This is a genomic window from Bradyrhizobium sp. Mp19, assembly GCF_029952935.1.
Taxonomy (GTDB): Bacteria; Pseudomonadota; Alphaproteobacteria; order Rhizobiales; family Xanthobacteraceae; genus Bradyrhizobium; species Bradyrhizobium elkanii.
Window position 1 is genome coordinate 306,500 of the sequence record NZ_JASAUT010000001.1, and the last position, 16,034, is coordinate 322,533.

Below are 16,034 nucleotides of genomic sequence, written 5' to 3' on the forward strand. Positions count from 1 at the left end.
ATCGAGGGGACGATCGCATGGCAGAGCGCTTCGACCGTATCTGGCACAACGCCCGGCTCGCCACGATGCGCATCGACCGCACCGATCTCGGCGAGATCGAGCGGGGCGTGATCGCGGCGCGTGAAGGCCGCATCGTCTATGCCGGCGTGCAGTCGGATTTTCCTGTGGATGCGGACGCCGTTGAACGGATCGATTGCGCCGGCCGCTGGATCACGCCTGGCCTCGTCGATTGCCACACCCATCTCGTCTTCGGCGGCAACCGCGCGCACGAGTTCGAGCTGCGCCTGAAAGGCGCAAGCTATGAGGAGATCGCGCGCGCCGGCGGCGGCATCGTCTCGACCGTCGCGGCGACACGCAGCGCGACCGAGGCCGAGCTTGTCGCCGGCGCGCTGCCGCGGCTCGACGCGCTGATCGGCGAGGGTGCAACCACCGTCGAGATCAAGTCCGGCTATGGCCTCAATGCCGAGACCGAGATGCGGCAGCTTGCGGCGGCACGCAGCCTCGCCCGCCTGCGGCAGGTTGCGATCCGCACGTCGTTCCTCGGAGCGCATGCGCTGCCGCTGGAGGCCAATGGCGACAAGGACGGTTACATCGATCTGGTCTGCAACGAGATGCTGCCGGCCGTGGCCAAGGCCGGCCTTGCCGATGCCGTCGACGGCTTCATGGAGGGGATCGCGTTTTCCGGAGAGCAGACGGCACGGGTGTTCGAGGCGGCGCGCGCTTTGGGACTGCCCGTCAAGCTGCATGCGGATCAGCTGTCCAATCTCGGCGGCGCGGCGCTGGCCGCAAGATTTTCGGCACTCTCAGCCGATCATCTCGAGCACACCGACGAAGCTGGCGCCGTGGCGATGGCGAAGGCCGGCACCGTCGCGGTCCTGCTGCCCGGCGCGTTCTATTTCATTCGTGAGACGCACAAGCCGCCGGTCGAGCTGTTTCGTAGCCACGGTGTGAACATGGCGCTGGCGACCGATTGCAATCCGGGCAGCTCGCCGCTCACCTCGCTGCTGCTGGCGATGAACATGGGTGCAACGCTGTTCCGGATGACGGTCGCCGAATGCCTCACAGGGGTGACGCGGGAAGGCGCGCGTGCGCTCGGCGCGCTCGCCGAGACCGGCACGTTAGAGGCCGGCAAGTGGTGCGATCTGGCGATCTGGGACATCGAGCGTCCGGCCGAACTGGTCTACCGCATCGGCTTCAACCCGCTGCACAGCCGGGTGTGGAGGGGGCAATGAACGATCGGGATGCACCTGTCGTCGTGACGCCCGGAACGGTCGGCCTCGACGTCCTGGCGCGCGTGCTCGACGGCGCGCCCATCGTGCTCGATCCATCGTGCTGGCCGCGCGTCGAGGCGGCCGCGGAGATCGTGGCGAAGGCCGCGCGCATCGACATTCCCGTGTACGGCATCAATACCGGCTTCGGGAAGTTGGCATCGACGCGCATCGCGCCCGACCAGACTGCGCTGCTTCAGCGCAACCTCATCCTGTCGCATTGCTGCGGAGTCGGCCCGAACACGCCCGAGCCGATCGTGCGCCTGATGATGGCGTTGAAAGTGATTTCGCTCGGTCGCGGCGCATCCGGTGTGCGCCGCGAGGTGATCGAGCAGTTGCAGGGCATGCTGGCGCGCGGCGTCACTCCGCTGGTGCCGCAGCAGGGCTCGGTCGGTGCCTCCGGCGATCTGGCGCCGCTCGCTCATATGACCGCGGTCATGATCGGGGAGGGGCAGGCATTCCTTGATGGCAAGATCGTGCCGGGCCGCGAAGCGCTTGCGGCTGCCGGCCTCGCGCCGCTGACGCTCGGTCCCAAGGAGGGACTCGCGCTGATCAACGGCACGCAGTTTTCCACCGCCTATGCCATCTCCGGCCTGCTGCGTGCGCATCGCCTGGCGTGTGCCGCGCTGGTGACCGGTGCGTTGTCGGTCGATGCGGCGATGGCCTCCACGGTGCCGTTTCGCCCAGAGATTCAATCCTTGCGCGGCCATGATGGGCAGATCGCCGCGGCCGCTGCCTTGACCGCACTGCTCGACGGCAGCGACATCAGGCAATCCCATCTCGAGGGCGACGAGCGCGTGCAGGATCCATATTGCCTGCGCTGCCAGCCGCAGGTTGCGGGTGCCGTGCTCGACCTGCTCACGCAGGCCGCGCGCGGGCTGACGATTGAGGCCAATGCCGTGACGGACAACCCGCTGGTGCTGGTGGAGACCGGCGAGATCGTGTCAGGCGGCAATTTCCACGCTGAGCCGGTGGCGTTCGCCGCCGACCAGATCGCGCTGGCGCTCGCAGAGATCGGCGCGACCAGCGAGCGCCGGATCGCGACCCTCGTCGATCCCGCCTTGAACTTCGGCCTGCCGCCGTTCCTGACGCCCGAGCCCGGCATCAATTCCGGGTTCATGATCGCCGAGGTGACGGCGGCGGCGCTCTATGCCGAGAACAAGCAGCGTGCGTTGCCTTGCTCGATAGACTCCACGCCGACCAGCGCCAATCAGGAAGATCACGTCTCGATGGCCGCCCATGCCGCGCGCCGGCTGTCGGACATGGCCGACAATCTCGCCGCCATCCTCGGCATAGAGCTGCTGGTCGCGGCTCAGGGCATCACGCTGCGCGCGCCGCATGCGACCAGCGCACCGCTCGCGGCGGTCATTGCCGTGCTGCGGCAGCACGTTCCCGCACTCGCCGCCGACCGCTACATGGCCGACGATCTCGCGCGGGCCGCATCGCTGATCGAAGCCGACGCGTTGCCCGCTGCTGCGATCGCGGTGCTTCCGAGCGATCCATTTCCAAAACTTGCTTAGCCGACAGGGACATCCGTCATGAACCGCCGACTGGATAACGAACGCATCATCCGTGCACCCCGCGGCACCGACATCAGCGCCAAGAGCTGGCTGACGGAAGCACCGCTGCGCATGCTGATGAACAATCTGGACCCTGATGTCGCCGAGCGCCCGAGCGAGCTCGTGGTCTATGGCGGTATCGGCCGTGCGGCGCGCGACTGGGAGAGCTTTGACCGGATTGCCGCCTCGTTGCGCACGCTCGAAGGCGACCAGACGCTGCTGGTGCAGTCCGGCAAGCCGGTCGGCATTTTCCGGACCCATGCCGACGCGCCGCGCGTCCTGATCGCGAATTCCAACCTGGTGCCGCATTGGGCGACGCTCGATCATTTCAACGAGCTCGACCGGCAGGGCCTGATGATGTTCGGCCAGATGACGGCAGGCTCATGGATCTATATCGGCAGCCAGGGGATCGTGCAGGGGACCTATGAGACGTTCGTCGAGGTCGGCCGCCGGCATTATGGCGGCAGTCTCGCCGGCAAATGGATCCTGACGGCGGGTCTCGGCGGCATGGGCGGCGCCCAGCCACTGGCCGCGACCATGGCCGGTGCCTCGATGCTCGCGGTCGAATGCCAGCCGAGCCGCATCGAGATGCGGCTACGCACGGGTTATCTCGACCGCCAGGCGACGACGCTCGATGAAGCGCTGACGATCATTGCCGAAGCGGCCAAGACCCATAGGCCGGTGTCGGTCGGCCTGCTCGGTAATGCAGCCGAGATCTTTCCCGAGCTGGTGCGCCGCGGCGTGCGGCCCGACATCGTCACCGACCAGACCAGCGCGCATGATCCGATCAACGGCTATTTGCCCAAGGGGTGGACGCTCGCCGAATGGGAGTCGCGGCGCGCGGCCGAGCCGAAGGCCGTTGAGACGGCAGCCAAGACCTCGATGGTCGATCACGTCCAGGCCATGCTGGATTTCCACGCGCAGGGAATCCCGACGCTCGATTACGGCAACAACATCCGGCAGATGGCCAAGGACATGGGCCTGAAGCAGGCGTTCGACTTTCCGGGCTTCGTTCCGGCCTATATCCGCCCGCTGTTTTGTCGCGGCGTGGGACCGTTCCGCTGGGCGGCGCTGTCGGGCGATCCCGAGGACATCTTCAGGACCGATGCCAAGGTCAAGGAGCTGATGCCCAACGACAGCCATCTGCACAACTGGCTCGACATGGCCAAGGCGCGCATCAAGTTTCAGGGGCTGCCGGCGCGAATTTGCTGGGTCGGGCTCGGCGACCGCCATCGGCTTGGCCTTGCCTTCAACGAGATGGTGGCTCGCGGCGAGCTCAAGGCGCCGATCGTGATTGGGCGCGATCATCTCGACAGCGGCTCGGTGGCGAGCCCGAACCGCGAGACCGAGGCGATGCGCGACGGCTCCGACGCGGTGTCCGACTGGCCGCTGCTCAATGCTTTGCTCAACTGCGCGAGCGGCGCCACCTGGGTGTCGCTGCATCACGGTGGCGGCGTCGGCATCGGCTATTCGCAGCACGCCGGCATGGTGATCGTCGCCGACGGCACGCCGGAGGCGGCGCGCCGGCTCGAGCGTGTGCTGTGGAACGACCCGGCGACGGGCGTCATGCGCCACGCCGACGCCGGCTATGACACGGCGATCGAGTGCGCCCGCGCCAACGGGCTCGATCTGCCCAGCCTGCGCTGAGGGGACTCCTGATCGGGAGTTGTTCGCGGGTTCAGCGGCATCTCCCGATCGGGGCGCAGGTTAACGAGCAATCTCGTCGCAGCTCTCAACCTTCCGGTTGATGTACGCGACGTGACCGGCCGGACATGCCTTGATACGGGAAATCGGTGGTGCAGCTACCGGAGATAGGTGGCCCGTGGAGCGCTGCACCTGTGATCCGTCGCGGGTGACACATTAGTCTGCCTGCTTTCGCGTCAGCTTCGCTGACAGGATGAGCGGCCGGGGTCCTTGTCTCGCGGCGGATGGCATGCAATCTTCCGCAGCCGGCAATGCTGTTCGAGAGCAACAAGAACAATAATCCCTCTCGTCCCTCCAATTCTGTCGAGGGCCTGATCATGTCGAACCTTACCCAGACGACATCCGCTCCGTGGCGGATAGGAGTACTGTTCTCGCGAACCGGCTTCATGTCGGTCATCGAGGAGACCCAGTATCAGGGCACGCAACTCGCGATCGAAGAGGTGAATGAAGCGGGCGGCGTCTGCGGCCGTGAGCTGGTTCCCGTTGCCTATGACCCCGGATCGGACTCGGCTGCCTATGGCCATTACGCCAAGCGGCTGATGATCGAAGATCAGGTCAGCACGATCTTCGGCTGCTACACCTCGTCGAGCCGCAAGGCGGTGTTGCCGGTGGTCGAACGGCTGAACGGTCTGCTCTGGTATCCGACGCTTTACGAAGGGTTCGAGGCGTCGCCCAACGTCATCTACACCGGCGCCTCGCCCAACCAGAACAGCCTCGCGCTGTGCCGCTATTTGATGGATACGTTCGGAACGCGGTTCTACTTCGTGGGGTCGGACTACATCTATCCGCGCGAGTCCAACCGGGTGATGCGGGAGCTGCTCAAGAGCAATGGCGGCTCGGTCGTTGGCGAGCGCTATGTCAATGTCTATGCGCGCTGGCAGGATTTTGTGCCGATCATCCAGGATATCAAGCGTGTCAGGCCCGACGTGATCTTCTCGACCGTCGTTGGCGAGGGCACGGTGTTCCTCTATCAGGCCTATGCCAATGTCGGGCTCGATCCAAGACAGGTGCCGATCGCCAGCCTGACCACGACGGAAGCCGAAATCGCCGCCATGGGCTTCGACGTCGGCGAGGGACATGTCACGGCGGCATCGTACTTCCAGGGCGTCGAGGGTAGCGCCAACAATGCGTTTGTGCAGCGCTTCAAGAAGCGGTTCGGCGCCGATATCTCGACCAACATGTGCGCCGAGGCGTCGTACTTCCAGCTGCATCTGTTTGCCAAAGCGCTTGAGCAGGTCAATTCGCTCGACACTGAAGTGCTCCGCTCGATGGTGTTCGGCACCAGCTTTGATGCACCGCAAGGTGCGGTCACCGTCAACCCGATGTCGGGTCATACCGACCTCTGGACCCGCATCGGGCGCGCCAACCGCCAAGGGCAGTTCGATGTCGTCAGCCAGTCGAAGGAGCCGGTGCATGCGGATCCGTTCCTGATCGGATATGGTCGTGCAACGCAAACAGGAACCGTCCAATGAACGAAATGTCGCGTAAGCCGTCGCTGAGCCGAGACGTCGGCGGACGCAAGACCATGGTTCAGGAACTTGCCGATCTGTCGGCGGTGGTGGTCGCGCCGGTCGACGATCAGGTCGGCATGTTGCTGCGCGAGTTGCAGCGGTTCCGGATGCGGGTGCGGCAGGTCTGGCCGATGCCGGAGAGCGTGCCGGCCGATGCCGACGTAGTGTACTGCGAATATTCTCCTGACCTGGCGCGGCGCCTGCCATGGATTCCCGGCGATGCGCGCTCGGCGCTGGTTGTGATCCTGCCGGCGACGGAAACCGTTCACGCCGATGCGCTGTGTCATGCGACGCCGAACGCCGTTCTGCCGCGGCCGTTCACGCAGAATGCAGTGCTGTCCAGCCTCGTGCTGGCGCGCAGTCAATTTGGTTATGAACGGCGGCTTCGCAGCAAGATCGAGAAGCTCGACGACAATCTGCGCTCGATGCGCACGGTGGAGCGCGCCAAGGCGATCCTGATGGCGACGCGGCAGATGCCGGAAACCGAGGCCTATGGCTTCATCAGACGACAGGCGATGGATCGTCGCGTGTCGGCAAGTGCAGTCGCCGCGGCGATTGTTGACTCGTTCGAACTGCTTGGCTACGATCATCAACAGTAAGCCCCAATAGCGGGGCCGGCGGCGACAGCGCCGCTTTCGACACAACCGGCAACAAAGCCCTCCCAATGCTCGCGTAAGCGCGCATCGGGAGGGCTTTTTTGTTTTTTCAGTCCTGAAGGGAGCTAGGGATGAGCATTTCACGGCGGACTTTGCTGAGGAATACCGCGGCGCTTGGCGCGTTTGCCGGCGCCGGACTGCCGCACATCTGGATCAAGAACGCCGACCTCGCTTACGCCGCCGGCGGCGAGATCAAGGTCGGCGTGCTGTTCTCGCTGACCGGAACGACCGCGATCATCGAGGAATCGCTCAACAAGGCGACGCTGCTCGCCATCGAGGAGATCAACGCCGCAGGCGGCATCAAGGGCAGCAAGATCGTGCCGATCGTCGAGGACCCCGCGTCCGATCCGGCGACCTTCTCGGAGAAGGCCCGCAAGCTCGTCGTCGGCGACAAATGCGTCAGTGTGTTCGGCTCCTACACCTCGGCGAGCCGCAAGGCGGTGCTCCCGGTGTTCGAGCGGCAGAACAATCTCTATTGGTATCCGACGCTCTATGAAGGCCGCGAGTGCTCGAAGAACGTCATCTACACCGGCGCGGTGCCGAACCAGCAGCAGGACGAGTTCGTGCCCTGGCTGGTCAAGAAGTTCGGCAAGAAGTTCTACCTGATCGGCTCCAACTACATCTATCCGAAGGAAGAAAACAACTACTGCAAGAAGCTGCTTGAGAAACTCGGCGGCGAGGTTGTGGCGGAAGAATATGTGCCGCTCGGCCATTCCGAATTCTCTTCCGTCATCAACAAGATCCGCGCGACGCAGCCGAACGTGATCTTCTCCACCGTGGTCGGCGATTCCGTGGTCGCGCTGCATCGTCAGTACAAGGCGGCCGGCCTCGATCCCGAGAAGATGCCGATGGCGAGCCTGACGACCTCCGAGAACGAAGTCGCTGCGATGGGCGGCGAGGCGGCCGCCGGTCACTTCACCTCGGCGCCTTACTTCATGGTGCACAAGTCGCCGGAGAACGAGAAGTTCGTCGAGGCCTACAAGAAGCGCTGGGGCGCCGACAAGGTGACGCATTTCGTGTCGGAGGCCTGCTACTTCCAGACCTACCTGTTCAAGCAGGCGGTCGAGAAGCTCGCGACCAGCGACCTCACACCGCCGAATATCCGCGACGCGGTCAAGGGCCAGGAAGTGATTGCACCGCAGGGCAAGGTCCGGATCGAGCCGGAGAACCTGCACACCTGGCTGTGGCCCAAGATCGCGCAGGCGAAGTCGAACGGACAGTTCGAGATTCTGGTCGAGGCCAAGGAGTGGCTGAAGCCGGTGCCTTACGCGGCCTATCCCGGGCAGTCATGCACCGAGAAGGGCCTGGTCGAGAAGAGCTGACGACGGGGGCTGACGAAGGCCGTCGGCGTGCGGCGCCGGCGGCCAGTGTCCCGAACGAATGCGGCCTCTCGCACGAACGGGTGCGAGGGGCAGGGCGCACAAAACGAACATCGAAAGCGGATCCCGACGTGGACCAATTCATCGAACAAATCGTCACCGGCCTCAGCATCGGATCTATCCTGCTGCTGGTCGCGCTGGGCCTGTCGATCATCTACGGCTCGATGGGCATCATCAATCTCGCCCATGGCGAGTTCGTGATGCTCGGCGCCTACGCGGCCTGGGTGTTCCATACTTATCTCGGGCTCGGCCTGCTGGCGAGCCTGGTGCCGATCTTCCTCGTGGTCGCCGCGTTCGGCTGGGTCATCGAGCGTTATGTCCTGAGCCTGCTCAACAACCGACCGCTGGACACGATTCTTGCGACCTGGGGCGTCGGCATCATGCTGCAGCAGGCGGTGCGGCTGATGGTCGGCAGCGAACTGCGCTACGTGCAGCTGCCGCCGGCGCTGTCAGACAGCATGGACGTGTTCGGCATCTCGGTATCGTCCTATCGGGTGTTCCTGTTCGTGGTGTCGATCGCACTGTTCGTCGCGACCTGGCTGCTGATGAACCGCACCACGGTCGGAATGAAGTTGCGCGCGATCATCCAGGACCGTTCCGTCGCCGCCTCGTTCGGCATCAACGCGAAACGGGTCTATGCGCTGACTTTCGCCTATGGCGCGGGACTGGCGGGACTGGCCGGCGCGCTGGTGTCGCCGCTCAAGAGCGTCTCGCCCGATATGGGCACCGGCTATGTGGTCGATGCTTTCATGGTGGTCGTCCTCGGCGGCGTGCAGAGCCTGGCCGGGACCGTGGCGAGCGCCTTCATCCTCGGCGAGCTCTCCGGCGGCATTGCCTTCCTTCAGAACGACACGGTGGCCAAGGCGATCGTGCTGCTCGCCATCGTCGTGCTCATCCGTTTCCGCCCCGAGGGGCTTTTCACCGCACGAGTGCGGGCCTGAGACAGATCGCTCATCTATGCCGTCGCATGTTCCTAACTCCAGCGGATTGCAGCGCCTGATCGCGCAGCTTGCGCCTCTGCTGATCGTCTGCGCCGCGGTGTTCGCGCTGCCGGTGCTGCTCAACAACGACTTCCTGCTCAACAAGGTCGCGCGTTATCTGGTGTTGGGAATCCTCACGGTATCGCTCGGGCTGTCCTGGGGATTCGGCGGCATGCTGAATCTCGGCCAGGCGATGAGCTTCGGGCTCGGCTCCTACGCCATGGCAATGGCGCTCAAGCTCAAGACCGTGCCGGTGCATACGGGAGCTAGCGGCCTGCCGGACTTCATGGTCTGGAACAATGTCCAGCATTTGCCGTGGTTCTGGGAGCCGTTCCGCTCGCTGACCTTCGCGATCGCCGCGGGCCTGATCGTGCCGGCGCTGGTTGCGGCGGCGCTCGGCTGGTTCATGTTCCGGGGCCGCGTCACCGGCGTCTATGTCTCGATCATCACGCTCGCCACCATGGTGGTGATCAATCTCGTGATCATCGACCAGCAGAGCTACACGGGCGGCTTCAACGGCATCACCGATCTCGCCCAGCTCGAGATCTTCGGCGTCGCGTTCGATGCCTATGGCCGCGCAACCTACTATCTCGTCGCCAGCTGTGTCCTGCTCAGCCTGCTTGTCGCCTTTGCCTTCACAAGAACCAAGGCCGGCCTGATCGTGCAGGCGATCCGCGACCACGAGAGCAGGGTGCGCTACTTCGGCTACGACGTCGCGCTCTACCAGATCTTCGTGTTCGCGCTGTCGGCGGCGATCGCGGGCCTTGCCGGCATGCTCTACACGGTGGTGATGGAGTTTGCCTCGCCGACCTTCCTCGGCGTGCAGCTCTCGCTTTCGGTGGTGGTGTGGTGCGCGGTCGGCGGCCGGCAGAGCCTGGTCGGTGCGTTCCTTGGCGCGGTGCTGGTGGCGGGCATGCAGGGCGCGCTGTCGGAGTCCGCAGCGTTCCTGGAGACCTGGACGCTGGTGATGGGCGCGCTGTTCGTGCTCGTGGTGCTGTTCCTGCCGAAGGGGCTCGCCGGCCTTGCGCAGGTCGTGCTGCGCTGGATCGTGCAGCGCCGCCATGCGGCCGCGGGCGGGGTGGCGCAAGGCGTCGGCCAGACGGAGGGCAGCACATGAGCTCCCATCTCGATCTCCGCGACGTCTCGGTCAGCTTCAACGGTTTCAAGGCGCTCAATGCTCTCAACATGAGCGTGCGCAAGGGCGAGCTGCGCTGCCTGATCGGGCCGAACGGCGCAGGCAAGACCACGGCGCTGGACATCATCTGCGGCAAGGTGAAGCCGTGCGCCGGCACGGTGAGCTTCGATGGCACCGCGCTGCAGGATCTCGAGGAATACGAAATTGCTCGCGCCGGCGTTGGCCGCAAGTTCCAGGTGCCGAGCGTATTCCGCGAGCTCTCGGTCTCCGAGAACCTTGAAGTGGCGCGAGCCCGCCGCACCTCCGTGCTTGGCAATTTGCGCTGGAATATCGGCAACTCAGGGCGCGAGCATGTCGAGCGCCTGGCCGAACTGGTCGGGCTCACCGAGCAGCTCGACCGGCCGGCCGCCTACCTGTCGCACGGTCAGACCCAGTGGCTGGAGATCGGCATGCTGGTCGCCCAGGACGCCGAGCTGATCCTGATGGACGAGCCCACCGCGGGCATGACGGCGCAGGAAACCCGCAAGACTGCCGAACTGTTCGCACGGCTGAAGGGCAAGCACACGCTGATCGTGGTCGAGCACGACATGGGCTTCGTCAAGGCGATCGGCGACATCATCTCGGTGATGCATATGGGCCAGATGCTGGCCGAGGGCACCGCGGCGGAGGTGGAGGCGCATCCGGAAGTGCGCCGCGCCTATCTCGGATCGGGAGGCATCAGCCATGCTTGAGCTGACCGACGTCGACGCCTTCTACGGCAACAGCCGCGCCCTGCAGGGCATCAACCTGACGGTTGGCAATGGCGAATTCCTCTCGGTGCTCGGCCGCAACGGCGTCGGCAAGACCACGCTGATGCGCAGCATCCTCGGCCTGATGGACCGGTGTACCGGACGGCTGTCGCTCGACGGTGCCGACATCTCGCCGCTGCGGACCTATCAGCGCGCCAAGGCCGGTATTGCCTATGTGCCGCAGGGCCGCGGGATTTTGCCGAAGTTCACTGTGCGGGAAAACCTGACGCTCGGGACCTTCGCCGCGAAATCGGCCAACGGCATCGAGGAGTGGGTGCTCGAGCTGTTTCCGGTCCTCAAGGACTTTCTCAATCGCTATGGCGGCAATCTCTCCGGCGGCCAGCAGCAGCAGCTTGCGATCGCGCGTGCGCTGCTGGCCAAGCCCAAGGTCATCCTGCTGGACGAGCCGACCGAGGGTATCCAGCCGAACATCGTCGAGCAGATCGAGGACGTGATCGTCAGCCTCAATCGCGAGCGCGGCATCACGGTCGTGCTGGTCGAACAGAATGTCGCGTTCGCGCGGCGTGCGTCTCATCGCTTCGCGTTGCTCGAAAAGGGACGCGTCGTCGCCAAGGGCGCGATCGGTGAGCTCACCGATGATCTCATCCAGCTGCACATGGCCGTGTAGCGGGAATTATCGCTCAGGAAAGGGAGTCGAGACATGTTGCATGGAGACATATCGAGCAGCAAGGACACGGTCGGCGTTGCCGTGGTCAATTACAAGATGCCGCGCCTGCACACCAAGGCCGAGGTGCTGGATAACGCGCGCAACATCGCCAAGATGGTCGAGGGCATGAAGCTCGGCCTGCCGGGCATGGATCTCGTGATCTTCCCGGAATACTCGACCCACGGCATCATGTACGACTCCAAGGAGATGTACGAGACGGCGTCGTCGGTACCGGGCGAGGAAACCCGCATCTTCGCGGACGCCTGCCGCAAGGCCAAGGTCTGGGGTGTGTTCTCGCTGACCGGCGAGCGCCACGAGGAGCATCCCAACAAGGCGCCGTACAACACGCTGATCCTGATGAACGACAAGGGCGAGATCGTCCAAAAGTATCGCAAGATCATGCCGTGGGTGCCGATCGAGGGCTGGTATCCCGGCGATTGCACCTACGTCTCGGACGGGCCGAAGGGACTGAAGATCAGCCTGATCATCTGCGACGACGGCAACTATCCGGAGATCTGGCGTGACTGCGCGATGCGCGGTGCCGAGCTGATCGTGCGCTGCCAGGGCTACATGTATCCGGCCAAGGAGCAGCAGATCCAGATCTCGAAGTCGATGGCCTGGGCCAACAACTGCTACGTCGCGGTCGCCAACGCCTCCGGCTTCGACGGCGTCTATTCCTATTTCGGCCATTCCGCGCTCATCGGCTTCGACGGAAGGACGCTCGGCGAGTGCGGCACCGAGGAGAACGGTATCCAGTACGCGCAGCTCTCGGTGTCGCTGATCCGCGACGCCCGCCGCAACATGCAGTCGCAGAACCATCTCTTCAAGCTGATGCACCGCGGCTATACCGGCCTGATCAACTCCGGCGACGGCGATCGCGGTCACGCGGTCTGCCCCTACACCTTCTACAAGAACTGGATCACCGACCCCGAGGGCACCCGGGAAATGGTCGAGGCCATGACCCGTCCGACCGTCGGAACCGACGAATGCCCGATCGAGGGCATTCCGAACCAGAAAGTCGCACATCGTTGAGTGACATCGACGATCGGCGCCGGCGCGACGTTTCGCGCCGGCGTGGTTCGATGCAACGGCGGACACTTCCTCGCGGAGGAAACAAGGGGGACATCATGAGCGGTCAATCGAATAGCGGGCTGGTTCATCAGACCGAAGGGCAGATCGACGACCTTCTCGGCCATGAATTCGAGCACGAGCCGGTGCCGATGAGCGCCCGGCGCAGTGCCTTCTCGGTCACGATGGTGTGGCTGGGCTTTCCGATGATCATCACCGGCGCGATGACCGGATCGCTGCTGGTGCTGGGCATGGGGTTCAAGAACGCACTGGTGGCGATGATCGTCGGCAATCTGATCATGTTCGCCTATGTCGGCGCGCTCGGCCTGATCGGCACCAGGCGAGGCATGAACTTCGCGCTGATCGCCAGCATCGTGTTCGGAAAGAAGGGCTACGTGCTGGCGTCGGGCCTGCTGTCGACCCTGCTGCTCGGCTGGTATGCGGTGCAGACCGGCATCACCGGCGCGCTGATCTCCTCGACCTACGGCCTCAATTATGTGGCGATGACCATCGTCGCAGGCGTGCTCTATATCGGGATTACCTTCGTCGGCGTGAAGGGATTGCACTGGATCGGGCTGGCGTCGGTGCCGCTGTTTGTCGTGCTCGGCCTCTGGGTCGCGGCCGATGCCGCCTCGACCACGACGTCGGCGGCGATCTTCGCCTATGCCGGCAACAATGGCGTCGCCAGCATGTCGATGGGCGTCGGCCTCACGGTGGTGCTCGCGCTGTTCATCGACGCCGGCACGGTGACGGCGGACTTCAACCGCTGGGCGCCGAGCGCGCGGGCCTCGCTGTTTGCCACGTTCAGCGCCTTTCCGTTCGCCAATCTGGTGGCGATGCTGGTCGGCGGCGTGACGACGGCGGCGCTCGCCGTGCCGAACGCCAATCCGTTCGGTGTAGACAACATGTTCGGCTACATGAACGGCAAGCAGCTGACCTGGCTCAGCATCCTCGCGTTCATCTTCCTCTATGCCAATCTCGGCTCGGTCTGCTCGCATTGCCTGTACAATGCGGCCACCGGCTGGTCGCGCATCCTCGGGACCAATATGCGGCTGATGGCGGTGGTGCTCGGCGCGCTTGGCATCCTGGTCGCTGCCGGCAATGTCTGGGCGTTCTTCATCCAGTGGCTGTCGCTGCTTGGCATCCTGGTGCCACCGATCGGTGCGATCATCCTGGTCGACCAGTACCTGCTGCGGGCCGAGGCGCGGGCGGATGTGGACTGGCGCGCGAAGCCGTTCATCGCCTGGGGCATCGGGTCGCTCTTTGCCTTTGCGGTTGAAAACCTGATGCCGGGACTGTCAACTGCGATCTCCGCCGCGGTGGTCGCAGGCATCGTGTACGGGGCAATCGCACGGGTGGAGTCTCCGACTGAAAAGGTGGCGCGTCCGGCGTAAGCGATCAGCTCGATCAAGCAAGAAGGGTACATCAATGAGCGTCGACTATCAGATCCATGATCTCGGCAATTTGACCTTGCAGCGCGGCGCGACCATTCGCGACTGCAAGCTCGCCTACAAGACCTATGGCCAGCTCAACGCGGCCAAGGACAACGTCATCGTCTATCCAACCTGGTACTCCGGCCAGCACTACGACAATGAATGGCTGATCGGACCGGGCAGGGCGCTCGATCCGGCAAAGTACTTCATCATCATTCCGAACATGCTCGGCAACGGGCTGTCGTCGTCGCCGAGCAACACGCCGGAACCGTATAATGGACCGCGTTTCCCGCAGGTGACGGCCTATGACAATGTGCGCGCCCAGCATCGGCTCGTGACCGAGAAATTCGGCATCAAGCACATCCGTCTCGTGGTCGGCTGGTCGATGGGCGCGCTGCAGACGTTCCATTGGGGCGCGCTCTATCCCGATATGATGGACCTCTTGGCGCCGTTCTGCGGCTCGGCGAAATGCTCGCGCCACAACTTCGTGTTCCTCGAAGGCGTGAAGGCGGCACTCACCGCGGATGCCGCGTGGAAGGAGGGCTGGTACACCGACAAGCCGGCCCGCGGACTGCGCGCCGCCGCGCGTGTCTATGCCGGCTGGGGCTTTTCGCAGGCGTTCTATCGCGAGCAGCTCGACATCAAGACGCTGGGCTATTCGTCGCTGGAGGATTTCCTGGTGGCGTTCTGGGAAGGCTTCTTCCTGCCAAAGGATCCCAACAACCTGCTGACCATGCTGTGGACCTGGCAGCACGGCGACATCAGCGACAACGAAATCTACAATGGCGACTTCAAGGCCGCGCTGAGGGCGATCAAGGCCAAGGCCTATGTCATGCCGGGGCAGACCGATCTCTATTTCCCGCCGGAGGACAGCGCGTTCGAGGTCGAGAACATGCCGAACGCCAAGCTCGTGCCGGTACCGTCGATCTGGGGCCACTTCGCCGGCGGGCCCGGGACCAATCCGGTCGATGTCGCCTTCATCGACGGCAAGCTCAAGGAGCTGCTCGCATCGTGATATCGACCGGTTGCGAACGGCTGCCTGCGCGATCATGGGAGGCGTGAGCTTGTCCAATCCCGCCCTGCTGCTCGACCAGTACCGCATCCGGGAGGAGCCGTATTACCGGCCGCTCAAGGATGAGGTCGAACTGTTCGGTGCAGCCTATGCCAACCGCATGCCGGTGATGCTGAAAGGGCCCACCGGCTGCGGCAAGACCCGCTTCATCGAATACATGGCCTGGCGGCTCGGCCGCCCGCTGATCACGGTCGCCTGCCACGAGGACATGACGGCGGCGGATCTGGTGGGACGCTGGCTGCTCGACGCAGAGGGGACGGTGTGGAGTGACGGGCCGCTCACCACCGCCGTGCGTCTTGGCGCGATCTGTTACCTCGACGAGATCGTCGAGGCGCGCCAGGACACGACGGTCGTGATCCATCCCTTGACCGACGATCGTCGTGTGCTGCCGCTGGAAAAGCGCGGTGAATTGATCCACGCCCATTCCGACTTCCAGCTCGTGATCTCCTACAATCCGGGCTACCAGAGCGCGATCAAGGACCTCAAGGAATCCACCAAGCAGCGCTTCGCGGCGCTGGATTTCGGCTATCCCGACCGGCCGGCCGAGACCGAGGTGGTGTCGCGCGAAGCCGGCATCGAGCCCAACCTCGCCGATCTTCTGGTGAAGATCGCCCAGCACAGCCGCAACCTGAAGGGCCAGGGGCTCGACGAAGGCGCCTCGACCCGGATGCTGGTCAATGCCGGCCGCCTGATCGGATGCGGCATCAGCCTCGAAAAGGCCTGCGAGACCACGATCGTCGTGCCCCTGACCGATGACGCGGACACCAGAAACACGTTGCGCGACGTGATCTCGGCCTGCGGGTAAGTGGACGTT

General features: G+C 64.3%; 14 protein-coding genes. All 14 read left to right on the forward strand.

Translation table 11 applies throughout. From position 1 onward, the window contains the following. Window positions 1-17: 17 nt before the first annotated feature. The gene (gene hutI, locus QJT82_RS01400) at window positions 18-1,232 is read left to right on the forward strand and encodes an imidazolonepropionase (RefSeq protein ID WP_028345142.1); all 1,215 of its coding nucleotides are present in this window, start codon (window positions 18-20) and stop codon (window positions 1,230-1,232) included. Then, the gene (gene hutH / locus QJT82_RS01405; protein ID WP_028345141.1) at window positions 1,229-2,788 is read left to right on the forward strand and encodes a histidine ammonia-lyase; all 1,560 of its coding nucleotides are present in this window, start codon (window positions 1,229-1,231) and stop codon (window positions 2,786-2,788) included. The genes hutI and hutH overlap by 4 nt, the downstream gene beginning before the upstream one ends. 18 nt (window positions 2,789-2,806) lie before the next feature. Beyond that, window positions 2,807-4,474, forward strand: coding sequence for a urocanate hydratase (gene hutU / locus QJT82_RS01410; protein WP_028345140.1), 1,668 nt, complete (start codon window positions 2,807-2,809; stop codon window positions 4,472-4,474). A gap of 374 nt (window positions 4,475-4,848) precedes the next feature. Next, window positions 4,849-6,003 (forward strand): transporter substrate-binding domain-containing protein, encoded by a 1,155-nt coding sequence (locus tag QJT82_RS01415; RefSeq protein WP_035634392.1) that lies wholly within the window; start codon window positions 4,849-4,851, stop codon window positions 6,001-6,003. Continuing rightward, complete coding sequence (locus tag QJT82_RS01420; protein ID WP_016845707.1) at window positions 6,000-6,641, forward strand: ANTAR domain-containing protein; 642 nt, start codon at window positions 6,000-6,002, stop codon at window positions 6,639-6,641. Before QJT82_RS01415 ends, QJT82_RS01420 begins: the two co-directional genes overlap by 4 nt. A gap of 128 nt (window positions 6,642-6,769) precedes the next feature. Next, window positions 6,770-8,020, forward strand: a complete 1,251-nt coding sequence (locus tag QJT82_RS01425; protein WP_035634274.1) for a transporter substrate-binding domain-containing protein — start codon at window positions 6,770-6,772, stop codon at window positions 8,018-8,020. A gap of 128 nt (window positions 8,021-8,148) precedes the next feature. Continuing rightward, window positions 8,149-9,018, forward strand: coding sequence for an urea ABC transporter permease subunit UrtB (gene urtB / locus QJT82_RS01430; protein ID WP_028345137.1), 870 nt, complete (start codon window positions 8,149-8,151; stop codon window positions 9,016-9,018). A 16-nt stretch (window positions 9,019-9,034) separates the two neighbouring features. Next, entirely contained in the window at window positions 9,035-10,174 is a 1,140-nt protein-coding gene (urtC, locus tag QJT82_RS01435; RefSeq protein WP_028345136.1) for an urea ABC transporter permease subunit UrtC, read from the forward strand. Then, the gene (gene urtD / locus QJT82_RS01440) at window positions 10,171-10,923 is read left to right on the forward strand and encodes an urea ABC transporter ATP-binding protein UrtD (RefSeq protein ID WP_028345135.1); all 753 of its coding nucleotides are present in this window, start codon (window positions 10,171-10,173) and stop codon (window positions 10,921-10,923) included. The genes urtC and urtD overlap by 4 nt, the downstream gene beginning before the upstream one ends. Next, entirely contained in the window at window positions 10,916-11,608 is a 693-nt protein-coding gene (gene urtE / locus QJT82_RS01445) for an urea ABC transporter ATP-binding subunit UrtE (protein ID WP_028345134.1), read from the forward strand. The genes urtD and urtE overlap by 8 nt, the downstream gene beginning before the upstream one ends. Window positions 11,609-11,641: 33 nt before the next feature. Beyond that, window positions 11,642-12,679 (forward strand): aliphatic amidase, encoded by a 1,038-nt coding sequence (locus QJT82_RS01450; RefSeq protein ID WP_028331418.1) that lies wholly within the window; start codon window positions 11,642-11,644, stop codon window positions 12,677-12,679. 95 nt (window positions 12,680-12,774) lie between these two features. After that, window positions 12,775-14,109, forward strand: a complete 1,335-nt coding sequence (locus QJT82_RS01455; RefSeq protein WP_259244258.1) for a cytosine permease — start codon at window positions 12,775-12,777, stop codon at window positions 14,107-14,109. Between the two features lie 34 nt (window positions 14,110-14,143). After that, window positions 14,144-15,163, forward strand: a complete 1,020-nt coding sequence (locus QJT82_RS01460; protein WP_028345132.1) for an alpha/beta fold hydrolase — start codon at window positions 14,144-14,146, stop codon at window positions 15,161-15,163. A gap of 34 nt (window positions 15,164-15,197) precedes the next feature. Next, window positions 15,198-16,025, forward strand: a complete 828-nt coding sequence (locus tag QJT82_RS01465; protein ID WP_051002629.1) for a CbbQ/NirQ/NorQ/GpvN family protein — start codon at window positions 15,198-15,200, stop codon at window positions 16,023-16,025. The last annotated feature ends 9 nt before the right edge of the window (window positions 16,026-16,034 follow it).

Coding starts and splice junctions, on each gene's coding strand:
- hutI (WP_028345142.1), top strand. CDS start 18: ATGGCAGAGCGCTTCGACCGTATCTGGCACAACGCCCGGCTCGCCACG.
- hutH (WP_028345141.1), top strand. CDS start 1,229: ATGAACGATCGGGATGCACCTGTCGTCGTGACGCCCGGAACGGTCGGC.
- hutU (WP_028345140.1), top strand. CDS start 2,807: ATGAACCGCCGACTGGATAACGAACGCATCATCCGTGCACCCCGCGGC.
- QJT82_RS01415 (WP_035634392.1), top strand. CDS start 4,849: ATGTCGAACCTTACCCAGACGACATCCGCTCCGTGGCGGATAGGAGTA.
- QJT82_RS01420 (WP_016845707.1), top strand. CDS start 6,000: ATGAACGAAATGTCGCGTAAGCCGTCGCTGAGCCGAGACGTCGGCGGA.
- QJT82_RS01425 (WP_035634274.1), top strand. CDS start 6,770: ATGAGCATTTCACGGCGGACTTTGCTGAGGAATACCGCGGCGCTTGGC.
- urtC (WP_028345136.1), top strand. CDS start 9,035: ATGCCGTCGCATGTTCCTAACTCCAGCGGATTGCAGCGCCTGATCGCG.
- urtD (WP_028345135.1), top strand. CDS start 10,171: ATGAGCTCCCATCTCGATCTCCGCGACGTCTCGGTCAGCTTCAACGGT.
- urtE (WP_028345134.1), top strand. CDS start 10,916: ATGCTTGAGCTGACCGACGTCGACGCCTTCTACGGCAACAGCCGCGCC.
- QJT82_RS01450 (WP_028331418.1), top strand. CDS start 11,642: ATGTTGCATGGAGACATATCGAGCAGCAAGGACACGGTCGGCGTTGCC.
- QJT82_RS01455 (WP_259244258.1), top strand. CDS start 12,775: ATGAGCGGTCAATCGAATAGCGGGCTGGTTCATCAGACCGAAGGGCAG.
- QJT82_RS01460 (WP_028345132.1), top strand. CDS start 14,144: ATGAGCGTCGACTATCAGATCCATGATCTCGGCAATTTGACCTTGCAG.
- QJT82_RS01465 (WP_051002629.1), top strand. CDS start 15,198: ATGGGAGGCGTGAGCTTGTCCAATCCCGCCCTGCTGCTCGACCAGTAC.